At 59.9% G+C, this 21,083-nt stretch carries 19 protein-coding genes; 12 read left to right on the forward strand and 7 right to left on the reverse strand.

The genetic code is table 11. From position 1 onward, the window contains the following. Window positions 1-143 precede the first annotated feature (143 nt). Window positions 144-1,091, forward strand: coding sequence for a hypothetical protein (locus KW841_RS20615; protein ID WP_218479547.1), 948 nt, complete (start codon window positions 144-146; stop codon window positions 1,089-1,091). Window positions 1,092-1,148: 57 nt separating this feature from the next. Here the strand turns inward: KW841_RS20615 and KW841_RS20620 are convergent, their stop codons facing one another. From KW841_RS20620 to KW841_RS20645, 6 genes are all read right to left on the reverse strand, one after another. Continuing rightward, window positions 1,149-1,337 carry a hypothetical protein gene (locus KW841_RS20620; protein ID WP_056728002.1) on the reverse strand — a complete coding sequence of 63 codons (189 nt, stop codon included), beginning with the start codon at window positions 1,335-1,337 and terminating at the stop codon, window positions 1,149-1,151. Window positions 1,338-1,736: 399 nt separating this feature from the next. Continuing rightward, complete coding sequence (fabB, locus tag KW841_RS20625) at window positions 1,737-2,957, reverse strand: beta-ketoacyl-ACP synthase I (RefSeq protein WP_007974551.1); 1,221 nt, start codon at window positions 2,955-2,957, stop codon at window positions 1,737-1,739. 11 nt (window positions 2,958-2,968) lie between these two features. Continuing rightward, window positions 2,969-3,484 carry a 3-hydroxyacyl-[acyl-carrier-protein] dehydratase FabA gene (gene fabA, locus KW841_RS20630; protein ID WP_003227150.1) on the reverse strand — a complete coding sequence of 172 codons (516 nt, stop codon included), beginning with the start codon at window positions 3,482-3,484 and terminating at the stop codon, window positions 2,969-2,971. 247 nt (window positions 3,485-3,731) lie between these two features. Continuing rightward, entirely contained in the window at window positions 3,732-5,633 is a 1,902-nt protein-coding gene (locus tag KW841_RS20635) for an ATP-binding protein (RefSeq protein WP_218479549.1), read from the reverse strand. Further along, window positions 5,630-6,562, reverse strand: coding sequence for an ABC transporter substrate-binding protein (locus tag KW841_RS20640; RefSeq protein ID WP_218479551.1), 933 nt, complete (start codon window positions 6,560-6,562; stop codon window positions 5,630-5,632). Before KW841_RS20640 ends, KW841_RS20635 begins: the two co-directional genes overlap by 4 nt. Window position 6,563: 1 nt before the next feature. Further along, window positions 6,564-8,687: a TonB-dependent receptor domain-containing protein gene (locus KW841_RS20645; RefSeq protein WP_218479553.1), complete on the reverse strand. Its 2,124-nt coding sequence runs from the start codon at window positions 8,685-8,687 to the stop codon at window positions 6,564-6,566. 195 nt (window positions 8,688-8,882) lie between these two features. Here KW841_RS20645 and KW841_RS20650 point away from each other — a divergent pair, with 195 nt between their 5' ends. The 5 genes from KW841_RS20650 (at window position 8,883) to KW841_RS20670 (ending at window position 13,074) form a co-directional block, all read left to right on the forward strand. Then, on the forward strand, window positions 8,883-9,908 hold the full coding sequence (locus KW841_RS20650; RefSeq protein WP_033047849.1) for an NAD(P)H-dependent glycerol-3-phosphate dehydrogenase: 1,026 nt from the start codon (window positions 8,883-8,885) through the stop codon (window positions 9,906-9,908). A gap of 31 nt (window positions 9,909-9,939) precedes the next feature. Next, window positions 9,940-10,287, forward strand: coding sequence for a DUF4389 domain-containing protein (locus KW841_RS20655; RefSeq protein ID WP_007974561.1), 348 nt, complete (start codon window positions 9,940-9,942; stop codon window positions 10,285-10,287). After that, complete coding sequence (gene sixA, locus KW841_RS20660; RefSeq protein ID WP_218479556.1) at window positions 10,284-10,736, forward strand: phosphohistidine phosphatase SixA; 453 nt, start codon at window positions 10,284-10,286, stop codon at window positions 10,734-10,736. Before KW841_RS20655 ends, sixA begins: the two co-directional genes overlap by 4 nt. Before the next feature lie 194 nt (window positions 10,737-10,930). Next, window positions 10,931-12,598, forward strand: a complete 1,668-nt coding sequence (locus KW841_RS20665; protein WP_218479558.1) for an AMP-binding protein — start codon at window positions 10,931-10,933, stop codon at window positions 12,596-12,598. A 32-nt stretch (window positions 12,599-12,630) separates the two neighbouring features. Continuing rightward, window positions 12,631-13,074 carry a hotdog fold thioesterase gene (locus KW841_RS20670; RefSeq protein WP_218479560.1) on the forward strand — a complete coding sequence of 148 codons (444 nt, stop codon included), beginning with the start codon at window positions 12,631-12,633 and terminating at the stop codon, window positions 13,072-13,074. Between the two features lie 36 nt (window positions 13,075-13,110). Here the strand turns inward: KW841_RS20670 and KW841_RS20675 are convergent, their stop codons facing one another. Beyond that, window positions 13,111-16,071, reverse strand: coding sequence for an RHS repeat-associated core domain-containing protein (locus KW841_RS20675; RefSeq protein ID WP_218479561.1), 2,961 nt, complete (start codon window positions 16,069-16,071; stop codon window positions 13,111-13,113). A gap of 196 nt (window positions 16,072-16,267) precedes the next feature. On the opposite strand from KW841_RS20675, the gene KW841_RS20680 reads away from it, so the two are divergent. The 6 genes from KW841_RS20680 (at window position 16,268) to KW841_RS29935 (ending at window position 20,855) form a co-directional block, all read left to right on the forward strand. Next, entirely contained in the window at window positions 16,268-17,074 is an 807-nt protein-coding gene (locus KW841_RS20680) for an alpha/beta fold hydrolase (protein WP_218479564.1), read from the forward strand. Then, on the forward strand, window positions 17,071-17,925 hold the full coding sequence (locus KW841_RS20685) for an alpha/beta hydrolase (protein ID WP_217836118.1): 855 nt from the start codon (window positions 17,071-17,073) through the stop codon (window positions 17,923-17,925). The genes KW841_RS20680 and KW841_RS20685 overlap by 4 nt, the downstream gene beginning before the upstream one ends. Window positions 17,926-17,975: 50 nt before the next feature. Then, window positions 17,976-18,635 carry a glutathione S-transferase family protein gene (locus KW841_RS20690; protein WP_218479567.1) on the forward strand — a complete coding sequence of 220 codons (660 nt, stop codon included), beginning with the start codon at window positions 17,976-17,978 and terminating at the stop codon, window positions 18,633-18,635. Between the two features lie 8 nt (window positions 18,636-18,643). After that, window positions 18,644-19,450 (forward strand): DUF4892 domain-containing protein, encoded by an 807-nt coding sequence (locus KW841_RS20695; protein ID WP_218479568.1) that lies wholly within the window; start codon window positions 18,644-18,646, stop codon window positions 19,448-19,450. 69 nt (window positions 19,451-19,519) lie between these two features. Beyond that, complete coding sequence (locus KW841_RS20700; RefSeq protein WP_218479569.1) at window positions 19,520-20,575, forward strand: AI-2E family transporter; 1,056 nt, start codon at window positions 19,520-19,522, stop codon at window positions 20,573-20,575. A 127-nt stretch (window positions 20,576-20,702) separates the two neighbouring features. Then, window positions 20,703-20,855, forward strand: coding sequence for a hypothetical protein (locus KW841_RS29935; protein WP_218479570.1), 153 nt, complete (start codon window positions 20,703-20,705; stop codon window positions 20,853-20,855). Window positions 20,856-21,083 lie beyond the last annotated feature (228 nt).

The following is a 21,083-nucleotide window of genomic DNA, read 5'->3' on the forward strand; positions in this document are numbered from 1 at the left end:
CATGATTTATACATTGAGCCCGAAAGATTGTATCGATACGATCTTTCGGGTTTTATTTTGCCGGGAAATAATATCTTTTTATAAGGATGTTGGTGTCTGGAGAAAACAAATGGAATGAACTTTAGTGTCCGAGGATGGAATAAATGTTTGTCAGTATCGCTTCGTTACGCCAACCCACTTTCAAGTCGCAGCTTTCACAGGCACGACCGCTCGGACAATCCATTGGCGATTATCTGGACGATGAACTTGTCGCTCGTGCCGAGCTTGTACGCCGAAAAATAAAGATCGCTGCAAAAGCTGCTCGCGAGGATCATGGCGCGACCGCTTGTGTTTTTTTTACCCTGCCTGAGTTCTTCTGGAACATTCCCTGGCGCGAGGTACGTAATGAAGAGGAGCTCCATGAGCTGAACGCTGCCTACCTGGAGAAAGTGCCAGCGTGCATAGCTTTATTGATGACCGAACTGCCTGTGGAGCGCTATGGGAAGGTCGTATTGCTGGCGGGAAGCTGTGCGACACTCATCAAGGTTGGAGAAGGTGAGTCGAGTTATTACGACGTTATTAATTACTTGCTGGCGATCACCAATAAAGAATATGAAGTCGATATTCCTTTGATGTCGATGTGGCCGAAGCGCCATGTATCAGGTATCGACTTCGGTAAACACCTGGCTTCGGAGGGGGGCTTTTGGCTGTTCAAGATTTCCGAGGAAATCGAAGTCAAGGTGAAGAAGCTCAGCAGCGTGCGGGCTGAACACAGTTATTTCGATGGTTATGAGGGGCGGTTCATCAACAGCCTCGTCAATGGCTGCCCTTTTGCAATCAATCTGTGCCTGGATTACTACAGTCTGAAAGAAGGCGAGCGCGACATTCAGGTTGAGCTGGCCGAGGCAAAAATCGATTTCCTGATCGCCTGTGGCTTGCCTTTCAATTATGCCAAGCGTCACCCGTCATCGCTGCAGTTTTCGATCCGCAATGACGGAATGGGCAAGGGCGAGGTCGAGGTGGTCAGGCTTCAAGCGGGCTGGATTGTTGAAAGTGTTCCTTCGGTGAAGATCGAAGATGACCTTCATTTGACGCTGATCGAGGTTGTCTGATGTGGATGCAGCCTGCCCGGCAGGAAAGGGCAGGCTGCACTCTGGTCGAGTCTGTTTTCAACCGGTTGCGAGCTCGCGTTTACGCTCGAGCATTTCCAGTTCGGCCCTGTAGTTTTGCGCGTCGGTCTCGGAATGGAACATACCGACCAGCAGGTCTTGTTGGTGCACGTCCCAGATCCGGATACCGGCGGCTACACCCTCGTGGGATTTATGTGAATCGTCGCGTTCAGTTACTTTGACAGTCATCTGCTAGCTCCAATCTCTGTTATCTGCAGCAAGGCGTGTGCAGGCCTCTGTTATAGAGTTTGGTAGCTTGCTAAGTAAATGGCTGAGTTCGGTAACGGTTTTTTGCAAAAACGGAAACAGTCCTGCAGCCCGCTAAATACGTGACATTCTGTCGCAGGCCATTGAGTTTCATGACAAAGGTTTCATGTTTGTGACGATGAAACTGCAGGCTGAATGCAAAACCTGTGGGAGCGGGCTTGCTCGCGAAAGCGATTTAACATTCAACATGGATGTCGGCTGACTCACCGCTTTCGCGAGCAAGCCCGCTCCCACAAGGATGTGGTGTTGCCCTATTTTCAGACGAAAAAAAACGCCCCGAACCAGTCGGGGCGTTTTCATGTGCGGCTCAGCAGTGGGAAATTACTTGCCTTCCCAGCGCTTCAGTACCAGCGTGGCGTTGGTGCCACCGAAACCGAAGCTGTTGCTCATCACGGTGTTGATGGTGGCGTTTTCGCGGGTCTTGGTCAGCACCGGAAGGTCGGCCACTTCAGGGTCCAGCTCGTCGATGTTGGCGGAGCCGGCAATGAAGTTGCCTTCCATCATCAGCATGCAGTAGATCGCTTCGTGAACGCCGGCGGCGCCCAGGGAGTGGCCCGACAGGCTCTTGGTGGAGCTGATGGCCGGAGCCTTGTCGCCGAACACTTCACGCACACCTTTCATTTCCGCGACGTCGCCGACCGGAGTCGAGGTGCCGTGGGTGTTCAGGTAGTCGATCGGGGTGTCGACGGTGGACAGCGCCTGCTGCATGCAGCGGATCGCGCCTTCGCCACTTGGGGCAACCATGTCGTAGCCGTCGGAAGTCGCGCCGTAGCCGACGATTTCCGCGTAGATCTTCGCGCCACGGGCCAGAGCGTGTTCCAGTTCTTCGACCACGACCATGCCGCCACCGCCGGCGATGACGAAGCCGTCACGGTCGGCGTCGTAGGCGCGGGAGGCTTTTTCAGGGGTGTCGTTGCGCTTGCTGGACAGGGCGCCCATGGCGTCGAACAGGAACGACTGGCTCCAGTGCTCTTCTTCACCGCCACCGGCGAAGACGATGTCCTGCTTGCCCATCTGGATCTGTTCCATGGCGGTACCGATGCAGTGAGCACTGGTGGCGCAGGCAGACGCGATGGAGTAGTTCAGGCCCTTGATCTTGAACGGAGTGGCCAGGCAAGCGGAAACGGTGCTGCTCATGGTCCGCGTGACGCGGTATGGGCCGACGCGCTTGACGCCTTTCTCACGCAGGATGTCCAGCGCTTCCATCTGGTTCAGGGTCGATGCGCCACCGGAGCCGGCGATCAGGCCGGTACGCGGGTTGGAAACCTGCTCTTCGGTCAGGCCCGAGTCGGTGATGGCGTCTTTCATGGCCAGGTAGGCATAAGCTGCCGCATGGCCGACGAAGCGATAGATCTTGCGATCGATCAGTTCTTCAAGGTTGAGGTCGATGGAGCCGGAAACCTGGCTACGCAGACCCATTTCGGCATATTCCGGGTTGAACCGGATGCCAGGGCGGCTTGCACGCAGGTTAGCGGAGACGGTCTCTTTGTCATTGCCCAGGCAAGAAACGATGCCCAGACCAGTGATAACGACGCGGCGCATGCGGATAACCCTTAGAAGTTGTCAGTGGAGGTGAACACGCCGACCCGGAGGCCTTCGGCGGTGTAGATTTCGCGACCGTCGACAGTGACCGAACCGTCGGCGATGGCCAGGTTCAGCTTGCCCTTGAGGACGCGCTTGATATGAATGTTATAGGTGACTTTCTTGGCGGTCGGCAGGACCTGGCCGAAGAATTTCACTTCGCCCGAGCCCAGCGCACGGCCACGGCCCGGCAGGCCTTGCCAGCCCAGGAAGAAGCCGACCAGTTGCCACATGGCGTCGAGGCCCAGGCAGCCCGGCATCACCGGATCGCCTTCGAAGTGGCAGGCGAAGAACCACAGGTCCGGATTGATATCCAGCTCGGCGACCAATTCACCTTTGCCGTACTTGCCACCTTCTTCGCTGATCAGGGTGATGCGATCAACCATCAGCATGTTCGGGGCGGGCAGTTGCGCGTTACCTGGGCCGAACAGCTCACCGCGACTGCAGCGCAGCAGGTCTTCCCGGGTAAAGGCGTTTTGTTTGGTCATGCGAGCTCCTCAATAGTCCCATGCGGCAGGTGGGGCAAATCTTCCCGGCCGATCGAAGCGTTCATGCCTCGAACCGGCAGCCTACTCATAGACTATTGCGTTGTGGTGAAAGTCACAGCACCAAGGACATGAATGTACACTTGTGCACTGAAATTATTATTCAAGCCCCTTTTCGGGCCTGTCGAGGTGCCTAAGACTGCCGCACTTTCGCCTTTCACGCCAGTCGCAGATGGTCGAAAGGCCTGTACTACTGCACCCACCGTTGCAGAATTTGTTGCAGATCAGTCCGTTTGAATGGCTTGGCCAGGTAATCGTTCATCCCTGCCGACAGACAGGCCTCGCGATCGCCCTGCAAGGCGTTGGCGGTCAGGGCGATGATCGGCAGGTCGGTGCACCCGGGTAACTGGCGGATTTGCCGGGTGGCTTCATAGCCATCGATGACCGGCAAGCGGCAATCCATCAGGATCGCTTCGAAAATCAGGCTCTCGGCACTGCGTACCGCCTGCGCGCCGTCGGCGGCGACACTGACCTTGAAGCCCAAACTGCGCAACATGGCTTCGATGACCGTCTGGTTGACCGGGTTGTCTTCGACCAAAAGCACATTGCGCCCTTCGCCGTCGCTGTCGCCGGTTTGCGTGCGGTGGGGCAACAGCGGCTGCGTCTGCTGGTGCAGGGCCAGGGGAATTTCCAGGGTGAACACCGAACCGCGGCCTTCCTCACTCTGCGCGCGCAAGGTGCCCCCCATGCGTTCGGCGAGGGTGCGGGCAATCGGCAGGCCCAGCCCGGTGCCGCCGTAGCGTCTTGAAATGGAGCTGTCGGCCTGCTGGAAAGCGTTGAACATCAATTCCAGGCTTTCGGCCGGGATGCCGATGCCGCTGTCGCGCACCGTGCAGGTGAACCACAGCAGTTCGTGATCCAGCGACTGCCATTGCGCCTCGAGGGTGACGCTGCCCTGCTCGGTGAACTTCAGCGCGTTGCCCACCAGGTTGACCAGTATCTGCCGGATACGCGTCGGGTCGCCCTTGACCTGCAGGCCGCGCATGTCGTCGGGGATCATCAATTGCAGGTCGAGACCGCGTTGCGCGGCGCTGTGCTGGAACGACTGGGCGCAACTGCCGATCAGGTCGGCGAGGTTGAAGGGAATGTGCTCCAGTTCCAGCTCCGAACGTTCGATCCGCGAGAAATCCAGGATGTCGTTGATGACCTTGAGCAAGTGCTCGGTGGATTCCGAGGCCAGCGCCGCGTACTCCACCTGTTCTTCGGTCATGTCGGTGGTTTCCAGCAACTGCAGCATGCCCAGTACGCCATTCATCGGCGTGCGCAGTTCATGGCTCATCATGGCGAGGAAATCGGATTTGGCGTTGTTGGCCTTTTCCGCCTCTTCACGGGTCTGGATCAACTGCGCCATGGCCTGGTGCTGTTCGCGGCTGGCCTGCTCGAGACCGCTGGCGAGGTTGTTGATGTGTTGCGACAGCGCCCCCAGCTCGGTGTCATCGACAATCGGCAGCGGTGTTTTGTAATCGCCGGCCTGTATCGCCTTGACGGCATTGCCGATATCACGGATCGGTTGCGACAGGCTGCCCGCCAGGCGTCGGGCTACAAGGAAGGTAAACAGCAAGGCAAACAGCGCCAGAATGGCAGCCTTGAGCACGATTTCCTGCTGGCGCCGACTGAAGGCATCGTTGGACAGCCCGACGATCACTCGGCCGAGGTAGTCCTCGGTGGGGGCGGCAGTGGCGGTTTTGCTGCTCTGGAAAAAGTCATTGTGCAAAGCGATTCGCTGGAGCCGTATGGGGGCCTGGAACACTTCGAGCTGTTGCGCGCGATTGTGGTGTTCGTTCGGTTGTTCGACGTACACCAGAACCCGGTTGGCGCTGTCCTGGATTTCCAGAAAACTCACGTTAGGCGTGGTCAGCGTTGCCTTGAGCAAGGTTTCAAGCACTTCGCTGTTGCCCGAAATCACCCCGTACTCGGTGGCGGGGGCCAGTTGGTTGGCGATCAACTGGCCGGTGTGGGAGATTTCCTGACGCAGATCCTGGATACGCACGAAGGTGAAGAAGCTGATCAGCAACAAGGTCAGCAGCAGGGCGGGGCCAAGGCTGATGAGTTGGGTGCGGGTGTTGATGTCCCAGCGACGACGCAGGTTCATGGACGGCGTTCTCCTTCAGCCAGCAATGTGGCGACTGACGCTTCGTTTATCTGTTCGATACCCAGTGAACGCGCCACTTGGGGATTGCTCGCGACCTTGAATCGGTGGGGGTAGTGCGAGCGTGGCCAGGTGGCCGGTGGCCGGTCGAGCAATTCATCGAGGACCGCCAGCCAGTCGCTCTGATCGCTGTAGGTGCTGGCCAGGCTCCCGGCCTTGACGAAGCCCGCGTTGGGGCCGATCAGGGCCATTTGCCGTGAGTAGCTGCTCAGCAGCAGGTTCTTTGCGGTTTGCGGGTTGTACAGGTCGGCGTCGTCCAGTCCCAGCAACACGTCGCTGTTCTTGAGCAAGGTCTGTAACGGGCGGCTGTCGTGAATGTTGTTCCAGCGTTGGGTGACCACCTCAAGGCCCAGGGGGAGGGCGGCCTGACGCAGTTCATCCAAGAGGAATTCACTGTGGTTGTCGTAGAGCACGCCGATGCGTTTGGCTTGGGGCAACAGGGTGCGGGTCAGGCGTAATTGGCGGTCTGGCGGTGGATCGCTCCACAGCAGGCAAAGGCGCGCCGGCAACGAGCTGCTCAAGCGTTGCCGGGCTTGCAGGCGGCTGATGCGCAGCACCAGTGTCGCCGGGCCCTGGGCGTCCTGCAGGCGCCAGTCGAGGCTGGGCAGGTCGAGGAGAATCAAACGGATGTTTTCCGGCAGTTTTCCCGGTATCGGCAAATTGGCCAGCGTCTGGAATCGCACCTTGTCGTTCGGTCGCAACTCGCTCAGGGCCCGGGTAAACGCCCGCACACCGGGGCTGTCTTCGGCCCCCGTGAGCAAAATGTCGGCCGCATTGCTCGCCAGGCTGCCCAACATGCCGGTGAACAGCAGGCAAAGCACCGCCAGCAACCGGCCCAAGGTCGGTGTTCTCCAGGCCGGGCGATACGGCATCTTAAAGTTCCAGCTCGGCACTGAAATACATCACGTGGCGCTGGTCATAATGGTTGTCGACGAAGGTGGTCGGTTGATTGTCCAGGCGTTGCTGGAGCACCCCGGCCAGCTCCAGGCTGGCCTTGCCCAAGGCGATACGTTTGGCGATGCGCGCATCGATCCGTTCGAAGCGGTAGCCGTTGATTGCGTCGTCGCCATAATAGAAAAGCGCACTGTTCCAGCCCTGGCCCCAATCGCGCAGCCATCCGGCCGAATCACTGTTGCTTGCCGTCTGCCTGGCATCCAGCGGGTTGCTGGCGTCGGCATCGACATAGGCATAGGTCAATCGCAGGCGGTCGAAGCTGCCGACACGCCAGTCGAGCTGGGTTTCGGCGCCCGAAAAACGCTCCTTGTTGGTGTTGCTGGCGATGTACTGATTGTTGCGCAGCGGTTCACTGATCATGCCGGTGATTTCGTCGTGGAACAGCTTCACGTCGAGTGCCAGCCCCGCTTCGGGGAAGTAGCCGTTGTAGCCCAGTTCCCGGGAGCGCATGTGCTCTTGATCGAGGTCACCGGGGCCACGGGTCTTGACGAAGTAACGGGCACTGGACTGGCCAAAGGCACCGGGCTTGAGGTTGGTGACCTGATAACTCCAGTTGACGTTGTTCTCGAACATGTCCGGCGAACGGATAGCCTCGGAATACACCGCACGCAAGCCGTGGCGCGGGTTGATCAGGTAGTTGACCGCCATGCGAGGTGTCAGCGAGCTGCCGATCAACCGGGTGTCCTCGAACATGGCGCCGCCTTGCAGCAGCCAGTGTTCGCTGGCACGCCACTCGACCTGGCCGAACACCCGCCAGATCCTGTCATCGAGAGTGCCATTGAAGTAAGTCTCGGAATCCGCCCGGTCGTAACGATAGTTCATCCCGCTGACCAGCCGCAGGTTATCGGCAAGGCTCAGGGTGTCTTGCAGTTCAAGGTCGTAGCGCGTTTCCCGGGTGCTCTGGTCGATGTCGCCGCAAACAGTCTGGTTCGCACCGTTGCGCCATTGATCGAGTACCTGGTTGGCCAGCGCCTGCTCGGCGGGTGTGCCAGCCGGGGCACCACGGTCGGTGAAGCGTGTGATGTTGCGGGCCAGGCGTTCGGTGTAGTTCGGGTTCAGTTGCCAGAGCTCGGTCAGTTGCGGGCTGAACGAAATTTCTGCGTCGCAGGCGCGCCAGGTTTGCTGGCGATCCCAGTGTTGGGCCGAACCCTGGATATAAAGGCTGTGATCGGGATTGATGTCCAGGTTCCAGCGCAACGACCCGGCGTAGTCCTTGGCGGTGACGTCGGAGTCGTTGCCGGCGCGGGTAATTCCCGGGAACACCGGCTGGTAGGTATAGGGCCGCTGGTTGGTGCCGTCTTTGGCATTCACTTGCCAATCGAGGCTTTGCCGTTCGTCGAGGCTCTGGCTGACGGCGAGGTTGAAGCGATCGAGGCGACGACTGTCATGGTAATCAGCGCCGGTGCGGTCGGTGTCGAAGCCGTCGTCTTGCTGGCCGGACAGGGACAGGCGCATGTCACCATCCTCCCAGCCCAGGCCCTGGCTGGCATAAAAGTCGTTGATGCCGCGCTGACCCCGGGTGACCTTCATGCGAGTACCGTGGCTGTCGGCCGGCCGCCGGGTAATGATGTTGACCACCGCCATCAGGGCATTGGCGCCGTAGCTGACGGTATTGGGGCCGCGAAAGACTTCGATGCGCTCGATGTCTTCCATGGCCACCGGAATGTCGCTCCAGTCGACGGTGGCCAGGCCGGCGCGATACACCGAGCGCCCGTCGATCAGCACTTGCATGCGCCGCGCTTGCGTCGCATTGGTGCCGTGATAGTTCACCGCGGCCTGGTTGCCGCTGATGTTGCCGACCATCATCCCCGGCACCAGGCGCAGCAGTTCGCTGATGTCGCGGGCACCGGTGGCGTGGATCAGGGCGCTGTCGATCACCGTCATGCTGCCCGGCACGGCAGCGGGCGACTGCTTCAGGCGCGTGGCGGTGAGCACTTGCGGCAGCGGTTCGCTGTCCAGGAACAGGTCGTCGGCCAGCACCGGCGAGCTGAAAATCAGCGCCAGTACCAGAGGCGAACGCGGTGAGGGAGCAGCCGGAGACACAACACATCCCTGTCAGTGATTGATGGCGCGCATGTTAACCGAGCCGAATGACTTTTCCATTCACGATGTCTGCATTTTCCTCGGTTTTATTGGTCTTCTTCCTAGGGGGGCAGGTATTTGATGTCGGGGCTGGCCGCCGATGGGCTGCCCCGTATAATGCCGACATCGCCACTGGTATGGATTAACGGATTGCATATGACTGAACAGCGCCCGATTGCGGTCCTGGGAGGCGGAAGTTTTGGAACCGCCGTGGCTAATCTGCTGGCCGAGAACGGGCATCAGGTCCTTCAGTGGATGCGTGACCCCGAACAGGCCGAGGCCATTCGGGTCAATCGCGAAAACCCGCGTTACCTCAAAGGCATCAAGATTCTGCCCGGCGTCACCCCGGTCACCGACCTGCAAGCCACCCTGGACGCCTGCGACCTGTGTTTCGTCGCACTGCCCTCCAGCGCGCTGCGCTCGGTGCTGGTGCCGCACGCCGAACGCTTGAGCGGCAAAATGCTGGTGAGCCTGACCAAAGGTATCGAAGCCCACACGTTCAAGTTGATGAGCGAGATTCTCGAAGAGATCGCCCCGCAGGCACGTATCGGCGTCCTGTCCGGCCCCAACCTGGCCCGCGAAATCGCCGAACATGCGCTGACGGCCACGGTGGTCGCCAGTGAAGACGAAGAACTGTGCCAGCAGGTTCAGGCCGCGCTGCACGGCCGCACCTTTCGGGTTTACGCCAGCGCCGACCGTTTCGGCGTGGAACTGGGCGGTGCGTTGAAAAACGTCTACGCGATCATCGCCGGCATGGCGGTAGCGCTGGGCATGGGGGAAAACACCAAGAGCATGCTGATCACCCGGGCACTGGCGGAAATGACCCGCTTCGCGGTGAATCAGGGCGCCAACCCGATGACCTTCCTGGGCCTGGCCGGCGTGGGCGACTTGATCGTGACCTGTTCTTCGCCAAAGAGCCGTAACTATCAGGTCGGCTTCGCCCTCGGCCAGGGCCTGAGCCTGGACGAGGCTGTCACGCGCCTGGGCGAAGTCGCCGAAGGGGTCAACACCCTCAAGGTACTCAAGGCCAAGTCCCAGGAGGTTGGCGTGTACATGCCGCTGGTCGCCGGGCTGCACGCGATCCTGTTCGAAGGCCGCACGCTGGAGCAGGTCATCGGTCTGTTAATGCGTGGCGAGCCGAAAACCGACGTCGACTTTATTTCCACCAGTGGTTTCAATTAATCACGCTTGCCAGAAAAGCAGGGAGTTGCGCATGAACGATCCAAAAGTAGAAGCCAAGTATGAATCCATCCTGCTGCGCGTGTTGTGGATGATCGTCTTCGTGCTGGTGTGGCAAGTCGCGCAGTTCATCCTCGGCGCCGTCGTGCTGGTGCAGTTGATCTATCGTTTGTTCTATGGCGCCCCGAGCGCCAGCCTGATGAACTTTGGCGACAGTCTGAGCCAGTTTCTGGCGCAGATCGGTCGTTTCGGCAGCTTTCACAGCGACCAGAAGCCTTGGCCGTTCGCCGATTGGCCGACGCCGCGTACACCGGAAGGTGAAGCGCCGCATGTTGTGGCACCGGCACCGCATCCGGCTCGAGATGAGGAACCCAAGCTATGAAACTCTGGGTATTGCGTCATGGTGAAGCCGAACCGTATGGCACTCGACCCGATTCCGAGCGGGCACTGACCGATCACGGCCGCAAGGAAGTGTTAAGCAGTGCCGCGCGCTTGATGGGGCAGCCGCTGACGGCGATCTATGCCAGCCCTTACCTGCGCGCGCAGCAGACGGCGCAACTGGTGCGTGAGGCATTAGGTTTCGAGCCCGAAATCCGCACTGTCGAATGGCTGACCCCGGACACCGACCCGGACAAAGTCGCCGAACAACTGGTATCGGTGAGCAACGTCCTTTTGGTCAGTCACAACCCGCTGGTGGGGCATTTGTTGAGTTACCTGCAACATGGCGCCGGGCATCCGCCGGAAAAAGTCAGCACCGCCGGATTGGCCGAGCTCAAGGGTGATGAGTTGCTGATCGGGTCGATGAAGCTCGACAGCATCAAGCATCCTTAGCGCCGCTTTTCTGTGGGAGCGTGGCTTGCCCGCGAAGGGACTCGGTTATGCCTGATAAACCGCGGAGCCTGCATCGCGGGCAAGCCACGCTCCCACAGGTACGTCATAACCCGAAAAGTTTTGTATGAAATAGTCAACCAAGCACTTGCTTGGTTGACTACGCTTGCTCCAGAACAAAAACACAGGAGCGAGTCATGTCTGCTGCTTTTCGTTTGCCGCTGGACGTTTTCTACGAGCGTGAGGCCCGTCATCCCCGCCAGCGCTTCCTGGTCCAGCCTGTCGGAGGTGGCGAGGTCGAGACCTTGACCTGGGCGGACGTCGGTCATCAGGCCCGTTGCGCGGCCCATTGGTTGCGAGCGCGGGAGTTGCCGCAGGGCAGCCATATCGCCCTGATCTCAAAGAACTGCGCGCACTGGATCATCGCCGACCTGGCGATCTGGATGGCCGGGCATGTGTCGGTGCCGTTGTACCCCAACCTCACCGCCGAATCGGTTGCCCAGGTGCTCGAACACTCGGAAGCGGCGCTGGCGTTCATCGGCAAGCTCGATGATTGGCCAGGCATGTCCCGTGGCATCAGCCCCGACCTGCCGACCATCAGCCTGCCCCTGCATCCGCCGGGTACGTTCGATTTCAGCTGGGCCGACCTGCAAGGCAGCTCGCCGATCCAGGACGACCCGAAACCTGGCGCCGATCAACTGGCGACCATCATTTACACCTCCGGCACCACGGGCATGCCCAAAGGCGTAATGCACAGCTACGGCAATCTGGGCTTCGCCACCACGCGCGGCACTGCGTTGTTTGGCCTCAACGAGTCGGACCGGTTGTTGTCCTACCTGCCGCTGTGCCACGTTGCCGAACGGATGTTCGTCGAACTGGCGTCGATCTATACCGGCCAAACGGTATTTTTCGCCGAGAGCCTGGACACCTTCCTCAACGATCTGCAGCGTGCGCGCCCGACCGCACTGTTTGGCGTGCCGCGCATCTGGACCAAATTCCAGATGGGCGTGTACGGAAAGATCCCGGCAAAACGCCTCGACTTCCTGCTTGGCCTGCCGATTATCGGCAAACGGGTCGGGCATAAAGTCCTCGCCGGGCTGGGTCTTGATGCGTTGCGCATCGCGTTGTCCGGCGCGGCTCCGGTGCCGCAGACCTTGTTGCAGTGGTACCGCAAACTGGGACTGGACGTGCTGGAGGTCTACGGCATGACCGAGAGTTGCGGTTACTCCCACATCGGCATGCCGGGCCAGAACAAACCGGGCTGGATCGGCAAGCCGTGCCCTGAAGTTGAAGTGCGGATCGCCGAGACGGGGGAGGTCATGGTGCGCAGCGGCGCGACCATGCTCGGCTATTTCAAGGAGCCGGAAAAAACCGCTGACACCATTACCGAGGACGGCTTCCTGCGCACCGGCGACAAGGGCGAGGAGGACGCCGAAGGCAATCTGCGCCTGACCGGGCGCCTGAAGGAAATCTTCAAGACCAGCAAAGGCAAATACGTGGCGCCGGCACCGATCGAAAATCGCCTTGCCGTGCATTCTCGCATCGAACAGGTGTGCGTGGTGGGCGATGGCTTGAGTGCACCGCTGGGGTTGTGCGTGTTGTCGGCGGTCGGCCAACAGGATGCCGGCGGGGCCGCACGCGCCAGTTTGCATTCCAGCCTGGAAAAGCTGCTGGAAGAGGTCAACGGCGCCCTCGACAAGCATGAACAGTTGCGGCGCCTGGTGGTGGTCAAGGACAGCTGGGCTGTGGAAAACGGCTTTCTCACCCCGACGCTGAAGATCAAGCGCAACGTGATCGAAGCGGCGTACGGTGAGCGTTTTGAAGAATGGAGCGAGCGCAGCGAAGCGGTGCTGTGGCAGGATTGATCCACCAACAAAACCGACAAGGAAACCCTGCGATGAGTCTGTGGCGCACCACTCCCAACATCGAGCAGTTGAATGCAATCCAGAAAAATACCATCGGCGAATTGCTGGACATCCGTTTCGAAGCTTTTGACGATGAGTCCCTGACCGCCAGCATGGTCGTCGATCACCGCACCCATCAGCCTTACGGTTTGCTGCATGGCGGTGCCTCGGTGGTGCTGGCCGAATCGGTCGGCTCCATGGCCAGCTACCTGTGCATCGATGCCAGCAAGTTCTATTGCGTTGGCCTGGAAATCAACGCCAACCATTTGCGCGGCCTGCGTAGCGGGCGGGTGACCGCGGTGGCCAAGCCGATCCACATCGGCCGCACGACCCATGTCTGGGACATTCGCCTGACCAGCGATGAGGGCAAGGCCAGTTGTGTGTCGCGGTTGACCATGGCAGTGGTGCCGTTGGGTGAGACGCCTCCGGTGCGTTAGTTGTGCAGATGGACTCTGCCGCTGATAAACACAGACCTAAACAAAACTATTGCTGGTTGCTCTCGATGGAGCACTGGCCGTCACGATCGAACGGTCGAGAATTCTCGACCAACCGCGTCTGACGTATTGATTTACATACCCTCGCAGTTCGGTCACGGCAGAGACCCCCGCTCGGCCCATGGCAACGGCTCCTCTTGTTGTGGCGCTTTGCGAGTCGGCGGGGTTGCCTGTGATGGCTTCAGCAAGCGATTCAACGCCTTCTGCGCCCCAATAAGACCATTCGGCATTGGTAGTGCGGCTCAATATTTCAGCGGCCAGATCATTGATGATGGGCACTTGTAGGGTCGCGGTGTGTGGCTGATGTGCAGCATGCGGATGGGTGCTACGCAAAAGTGTGCCGGTGGCACCGTCCAAAGCCTCAATAGTCGGAGAAAGGTTAGGTTGAAGAACTTCCGGCACGTGAGGGCGTCCCAGCTCTCGGCTGGTTGTTCCTGGAAAGTACAGTGCGGCAGCCGCGACAGTTCTCGGGAGCCTTTCACGCAATGGCACCTCGCCCCACTCGAAATTGCTTCCAAAACCTCTGAGCAATTGCTGGAAAAGGCCGCGGGAAATAGCGCTTGTCTGGCCAACAAACCTTGCCCGAGTGACTGGATCCCACTCGTCTTGTCCATGTTGGGCATGAATGTCGTAACCCGCTGAAACACCCAACGCGGGTAAGGTGCCCACAGCTAACGAATTGGCTGCCTGCAAATGGTTGCCTAATACACCTGATGACGAGTAATAAACCGAGATGAAACTGATGGACTCCACGACGTATCTCAATGCCGTGTTTCTTCCGGGGGTCGCGGGAATCATGTCAAACCCCAGGTTTACACCCGCTGCGACGGTATTACCCAAATGGCTCCCCAGGTAGTCACGTGCAGCCGCTGAAGCCATGGCTTGTGGAATGTTTCCGGAAAGAAAGGAACGGGTTCTTTCCCATAAGCGGATGGCTGCGCCGCGAACGACAGAAAACAAGCTCAAGCCCTGTAAATCGACATGGCCTATAGGGTTTCCGTTCACCATTGAATACAGATTCAGCCCATCGACCGTTCCTGCCGGATCTGCACTCAGCCACCGCTGACACCATGGCAAGTAATATCGAAAGCCGTAGTAGTAGAGGCCGCTGGCATCCCGTTCCTGTCCCGAGTAGCGGAGCGTTTTGTAGCTGGCTTCAACCTTGTTGCGTCCGGCCCACCAGCAGGTTCCGCCGTAGGGGTAGTAGCTTTCTCGGGAGATGAGCAAAGCCGCTTCGTCCAGTTCAAGGGTGCTGGAGCCCAAATGATCGGTGAAGCTGTAACGTTGTTGGTCCTGAGGGATGCCGGTGGGTTGTCCTTTTTGCCAGTGCAGTACCTGAACCGTGCCACGCCCGGCCTTGGCTGTGATGACATGGAGAGTTTCGTCGGCGGATGTGCGGATTTCCAGACCCGGCAGGTAGCGGGTTTCGTGAGTGCGGATCAATTTGCCGGTGTAGGCCTGACGGATTTTTCGTTGACGCTGGCCACCGCCGTCGTACACATAAAACTCGCAATCGTCCGGCTCCTCTTCACGCACCACCTGATCGACCTGTCGCAGTTGATTGCACAGGTTCCATTGCAGGGATTGCCCCGGTTGAAGCTCGGTACGGTTGCCATTCAGGTCATGACCAGCGGCAATTTCCTGTTCGTCTGGCAGCTCGTCATTGGTTTTTTCGGGGAGGCTGCGATTGCTGAACCGGGCGACGGCCGTGCGTTCGGTACGGCAGGCGCTGTCTGCCTGATGCTGCATGACCTTCAGGTTGCCGGCCTCATCATAGGTGTAGACACGCGTGTAATTTTCCAGTTGTCCGGGATCGATCGTGGTTTGGAAATCCGGGAGCTGAGGCCCACCTGGCGCATTGCGCAATTGCCGGCCACTGGCCTCGATCAGGCGGTAGAGGCTGTCGTAGCGGTAGCGATTAACGGGCTCGATGCGTTGGTTGCGGTGAAAGTGAGTCGCTTGCGCGGCATCGGTGATGCAGGTGACATTGCCCACCGCGTCGTATTCATAAGTCAGGTCTTGCAGCGCAGGCTGGCCTGTTACATAGGCTTTCAGCTGTTCCAGTCGGCCATCGTCGGGCCGAAAAGTCGCCCGGGATATAACGCCATTTCCAGCGCGCTGTTGTTCGACATGACCAAAGGCGTTGTACTGAATGTCTTGGACCAGCGCCGTTTCGTCAGCCTGCCCGGCGAGTTTCAAACGAACCTCACGCAGTTCGCCCGCACAGGTGTGAATGAACGTCTGCCGGTTGCCCAATGCATCGGTCTGGCTGACCGGCTCGCTGGCGGCGTTGCAATGAAGGCGCGTGATTGCAGGTTCGATTTCCAGCAAGGCGTCGCGTTCAGGCACTGACTCGGGCCAGTCCACCGGCCATTGCGGGTCGGCGATGAAGGTTCGGTTTTGCTGCAGCGATGCACCGTTCAGACTGAACCCGGTAAAGAGCAGGGTGCCGGCGGTGTCGTCCTGCCGAATCAAATGACCGCTTAGGTTATGCCCGACATCGGCGTCGTTATCGGCATAGGTGAACCGTGCGACGCAGCGTTCGGCTCCTTGCCACGCCTGCTCGAACGTAGCGACCGGGCGGCACAGAAGGTCATGGTCCACGCGGCTCCGGCTGAGTTTCTGGTCCCAGCCTTCAACCCTTTGTCCGTGCGCGCCGAGCAAACCCAGGCGCCAGCCGGCGTCGCTGTTGTGCGAAAGAACGACAGCGCCCGATAAGCTGAAAAGGTTTTGCTGATTGGCTGTCGGCTGACCGTCCTGATGTAAACGGAACAGGCGTGGATCACGACTGAGGATGGCGCGACCAGCGCCGTCATATTCCTGCTGAGTGATGCACGGCTGCGCAACCGACTCGTTCTGGCGACGGTGATAAGCTACACCGCGCACGCTCAGCCCGCGCGGGTCAAATACCTGGATAGCCGGCGTGTTGGCGTGGGTCATTGTGACTATGCCCGTGACTCGGCGGAACAGCCCTTCTTATCCGCTTGATGCCGGTTGCCAGTCAACTGTCAGAAATAACAGGTGGCGCCGTCATAGCCACGGCAGGTCTGTCATCATTCCTGGCAGTTACGGTCATTGCTGCAAGACGCGGTCTTGCGGACAATCAATCTCTGTTCTCGCTCATGGATTTGCAGGTATGTCGCAACAGATCTTTTTCGCCCACGCCAATGGTTTTCCTTCGGGGACCTACGGCAAGTTGTTTGCGGCGCTGGCACCCGAGTTTCAGGTGACGCATCTGGAGCAGCACGCCCACGACCCGCGTTATCCGGCGGACGACAACTGGTACAACCTGGTGGATGAGCTGATCCATCACCTGCAACAACAGGCCGAGCCCGTGTGGGGCGTCGGTCACTCCTTCGGTGGGGTATTGCACCTGCATGCGGCCTTGCGCTGCCCCGAATTGTATCGAGGGGTGGTGATGCTCGATTCGCCCGTGCTGACCCGAGCCGATCAATGGGTCATACGTGCGGCCAAACGCTTCGGTTTCATCGACCGCCTGACGCCGGCCGGCCGTACCCTGGGCCGCCGTGAGGAATTCGCCGACCTGGAAAGTGCCCGGAAATACTTTGCCGGCAAGACCCTGTTTCGCGGATTCGACCCCGAATGTTTCGATGCCTACCTGCATCATGGCTTGCACCAGGTCGGCGACAAACTGCGCCTGCGGTTCGATCCGGCCACGGAAATCAGCATCTATCGCGGCGTGCCACACACCAGCCCGGGCAACACCCGCAAGTTGCAAGTGCCACTGGCGGTGGTTCGCGGGCACAACAGCCGCGTGGTGATGCGCCATCACGCCAGTTCGGTCGACCGCCTGCCGTTGGGTGAGTCGTTGACCATGCCCGGCGGCCACATGTTTCCGCTCGAACGTCCCCTTGATACCGCCCAAATGCTCAAAGGCCTGTTCCATCGCTGGGGCGGCCGTCGACAACAGGATTGCGCATGAGCCACGCCGTCGAAGAAGTTCGCCTGAGCCTGCCGCACATCGAGCTGGCGGCACATCTGTTCGGTCCTGAAGACGGTTTGCCGGTCATTGCCCTGCACGGCTGGCTGGACAACGCCAACAGCTTTGCCCGTCTGGCCCCCAAACTCAAAGGCCTGCGTATCATCGCGCTGGACATGGCCGGTCACGGTCATTCCGGGCATCGCCCGCCGGGCGCCGGTTACGCCATGTGGGACTATGCCCACGATGTGCTGCAGGTCGCCGAACAGCTTGGCCTGAAGAAATTTGCGCTGATGGGGCATTCGATGGGCGCCATCGCTTCGCTGATCATCGCCGGGTCGATGCCCGAGCGGGTCACCCACCTGGCGCTGATCGACGGCATCATTCCTCCTACAGACAAGGGTGAAAACGCTGCCGAGCGCATGGGCATGGCCCTGCAGGCGCAACTGGATCTGCGGGAGAAGCGCAAACCGGTCTACGACACCCTCGACCGGGCCATCGAAGCGCGCATGAAGGGCCTGGTGGCGGTCAGCCGCGAGGCCGCGGAACTGCTGGCGCAGCGTGGTCTGATGCCGGTATCGGGTGGTTATACCTGGCGCACCGACAATCGCCTCACGCTGCCATCGCCACTGCGCCTGACCACCGAACAGGCGATGGCCTTCGTCCAGCGGGTCAAATGTCCTGCAACGCTGGTGGTCGCTGCCGACGGCATGCTCGCCAAACACCCCGAGTTGCTGGAGCGTCTACCCTTTAGCCGGGAACAGCTGCCAGGCGGCCACCATTTGCACCTGAATGACGAGTCCGGTGCCGATCTTGTCGCAGACTGTTTCAATCGGTTTTTCGCCATTCCTTGACTTGCGTCGGGCAACTGTCGAGGCTTGGCGGGTTGAAAAGGGAGACAACCATGATAGATCTCTACACCGCTGCGACCCCGAATGGCCACAAGGTCTCTATCGTGCTCGAGGAACTCGGCCTGCCCTACAGGGTGCATGCCTTGAGTTTCGACAAGAAGGAGCAGAAGTCCGCGGACTTCCTCAAGATCAACCCCAATGGCCGGATTCCGGCGATTGTCGACCGCGCCAACGGCGATTTCGCCGTGTTCGAGTCCGGCGCCATCCTGATTTACCTCGCAGAACAGACCGGCAAACTGATGCCGAGCGACCCGAAGGGACGTTCGCTGGTGTTGCAGTGGCTGATGTTCCAGATGGGTGGCATCGGCCCGATGCAGGGCCAGGCCAACGTGTTCTTCCGCTACTTTCCGGAAAAACTCCAGGGCGCTATCGACCGCTATCAGCATGAGACCCGTCGCCTCTACGAAGTGCTCGACACGCGCTTGCAAAGCGAGGAGTTCCTCGCCGGCGAATACAGCATCGCGGATATCGCCACCTTTCCCTGGGTGCGCGGTTACGAGTGGTCGGGCGTCTCGGTGGAGGGCTTGATGGCGTTGCAACGCTGGATGGCAACCCTGGAGGCCCGGCCGGCGGTGCAGCGTGGTCTGCAGGTACCGCAACGCGCCGATGAAGCCAGTATCATCAAGGGCGCCCAGGCCATGCTGATCCGATGAGTCCATCCATGCGTTCATTCAGTTTGCTGGTGCTGTGCAGTTTCAGTCCCTTGTTGTTCGCCGCCGATGTTCCGGGCAGTCAGGACCTGCCGATAGTGCCGCGCATGGTCGACGCCCAGATTGTCGACTATCGCCCCGCCGTCGAACTGGAGCGGATCTACCCCTTGGGCTCGATCCGCAAAATCAGTGGCCAGTTACGTTTCGACGGTCAGGTCAGTGCCCGCGGCAACGTCACTTCGGTGACCTACGAGTTGCCAGCGGAGCATTCATCCATCGAGGCGTTCACCGCTGCCCGCGAGGCTTTGCAAAAGCAGGACGCCGGGTTGCTCTTTTGGTGCCAGGCGCGCGATTGCGGCGAAAGCAGCCTCTGGGCCAATGAAGTCTTCGGCAACGCCAAGCTGTACGGTGCCGACGATCAACAAGCCTATTTGCTGCTGCGACTTGCCGCGCCACGGGATAACACACTCGTCGCGCTGTACAGCATCACTCGCGGTAATCGCAAGGCCTACCTGCATGTCGAGCAGTTCGACGCTTCGGCACCGCTGGGTGAGTTGTTGCCGACCTCCGCGACTTTGCTGCGTGAACTCAAGAGCACGGGCGAGCTTGATTTTTCCAGGCTCAACAGCGCACCTGACGAGACCTGGCTACGCCTGATTTCCCGCGGGCTGAATCTGGACACCACCTTGCGGGTCAGTATTTCCGGAGCGAACGCCGAAGCCTGGCGTCAGGCACTGATTACCCAGGGCGTGCGTGCCGCCCGGATGGAAACCGGCAGTACCGAAGGCTCTGGCCTGCACATCGAGCTATTGCGGTAGGCTGTACCGGGCGGGCGTGCGCGCTGCGTTCGCCTACTCTTTTGCTGACTGACTTTTTCGGGATTTTCGATGATCAATAACGATCGCCTGTTGGTGCAGATCCTGCTCGTGGTGCTGTTCGGCGCGAGCTTCTGGGTGATGGCACCGTTCTGGTCGGCGATGTTCTGGGGCGCAGTCCTGGCATTCGCCAGTTGGCCGCTGATGCGCTTGCTGACCCGTTGGCTCAACGGCCGCGAGTCTCTGGCGGCGGCATTGCTGACGCTGGGCTGGATGTTACTGGTTGCGGCGCCGCTGGTGTGGCTCGGTTTCAACCTCGCCGATCATGTGCGTGATGCCACCGCATTCATCAAGGACGCGCAGGTCGAGGGGTTGCCCGAAGCACCGGTATGGCTGGGTTCTATTCCCCTGGTGGGCGAGCGGCTGGTCGGGATCTGGAACAGCATCGATGAACAGGGCGCAGCGATGATGATGGCGCTCAAGCCTTATCTGGGACAGGTGGGTAACTGGTTGCTGGCGCGCAGCGCGCAGATCGGCGGCGGTATTCTCGAACTGACCCTGAGCATGGTCTTCGTGTTCTTTTTCTATCGTGACGGACCGCGTCTGGCGGCGTTTGTGCACACATTGCTGGAACGCCTGATCGGTCAACGGGCCGGCTACTACATTGAACTGGTGGCGGGCACGGTACAGCGGGTGGTGAACGGTGTGATCGGCACAGCAGCGGCCCAGGCGATCCTGGCGCTGATCGGGTTCCTGATTGCCGGCGTACCGGGTGCGCTGGTGCTCGGCATCGTCACCTTCATGTTCAGCCTGATCCCCATGGGGCCTCCGCTGGTGTGGATTCCGGCGACCGCGTGGCTGGCCTGGAAAGGCGAGTACGGGATGGCCATATTCCTCGGCATCTGGGGCACATTCGTCATCAGCGGTGTCGACAACGTGCTCAAGCCGTACCTGATCAGCCGCGGCGGTAACCTGCCGCTGGTCATTGTGCTGCTTGGGGTGTTTGGCGGGTTGATTGCCTTTGGCTTCATCGGCCTGTTCATCGGCCCGACATTGCTGGCGGTGGCCTATAGCCTGTTGATCGACTGGAGCAAGACTCAGGCACGGGTAGAAGATCGCCTGCCCTGAGATTTGTATTGGGTTTCAGGGCCTCTTCGCGAGCAGGCTCGCTCCCACATTGATACGGGTTGATCACAAGATCCGTGTGGGAGCGAGCCTGCTCGCGCAGCAAGCGACTCGGTTTATCCGACTGGATATGCTGACGCCACCGCTATTGTCGCTGTCCAGCGCCTTGAGTAGCGCGGCACTGGTGCCGGTGCTGGTCGACGAGTCGTTGCTGCTGGCCTGCAACGCGCTGCTCAGTTCGGCCCCCACATACCCGCACAAGTCACGCCTTGAGTCTGCATAAGCCGGTAAACCACCGGCTTATCTTTCTAGGGAGTGAGCCGATGGACTCCAAGGATAGACTGCGAGGTTGTGGTTCCAGCCTAGGCGTCCGGCCCTGAGGCGGGAAGTGCTGTTGCAGGGACCAGTTGCGGTTGCCGAGGGTAGCCGGCCCGGGTGTTGCGGGCGTGTCGTGTGTGTATCGAACTCGACACAATGGCCTCGGGGGCTAGTCTTGCCTGAGCCGTCTCGA

It is taken from the genome of Pseudomonas sp. PDM28, from assembly GCF_019219115.1.
In the GTDB taxonomy this organism is placed as follows: Bacteria; Pseudomonadota; Gammaproteobacteria; order Pseudomonadales; family Pseudomonadaceae; genus Aquipseudomonas; species Aquipseudomonas laurylsulfatiphila.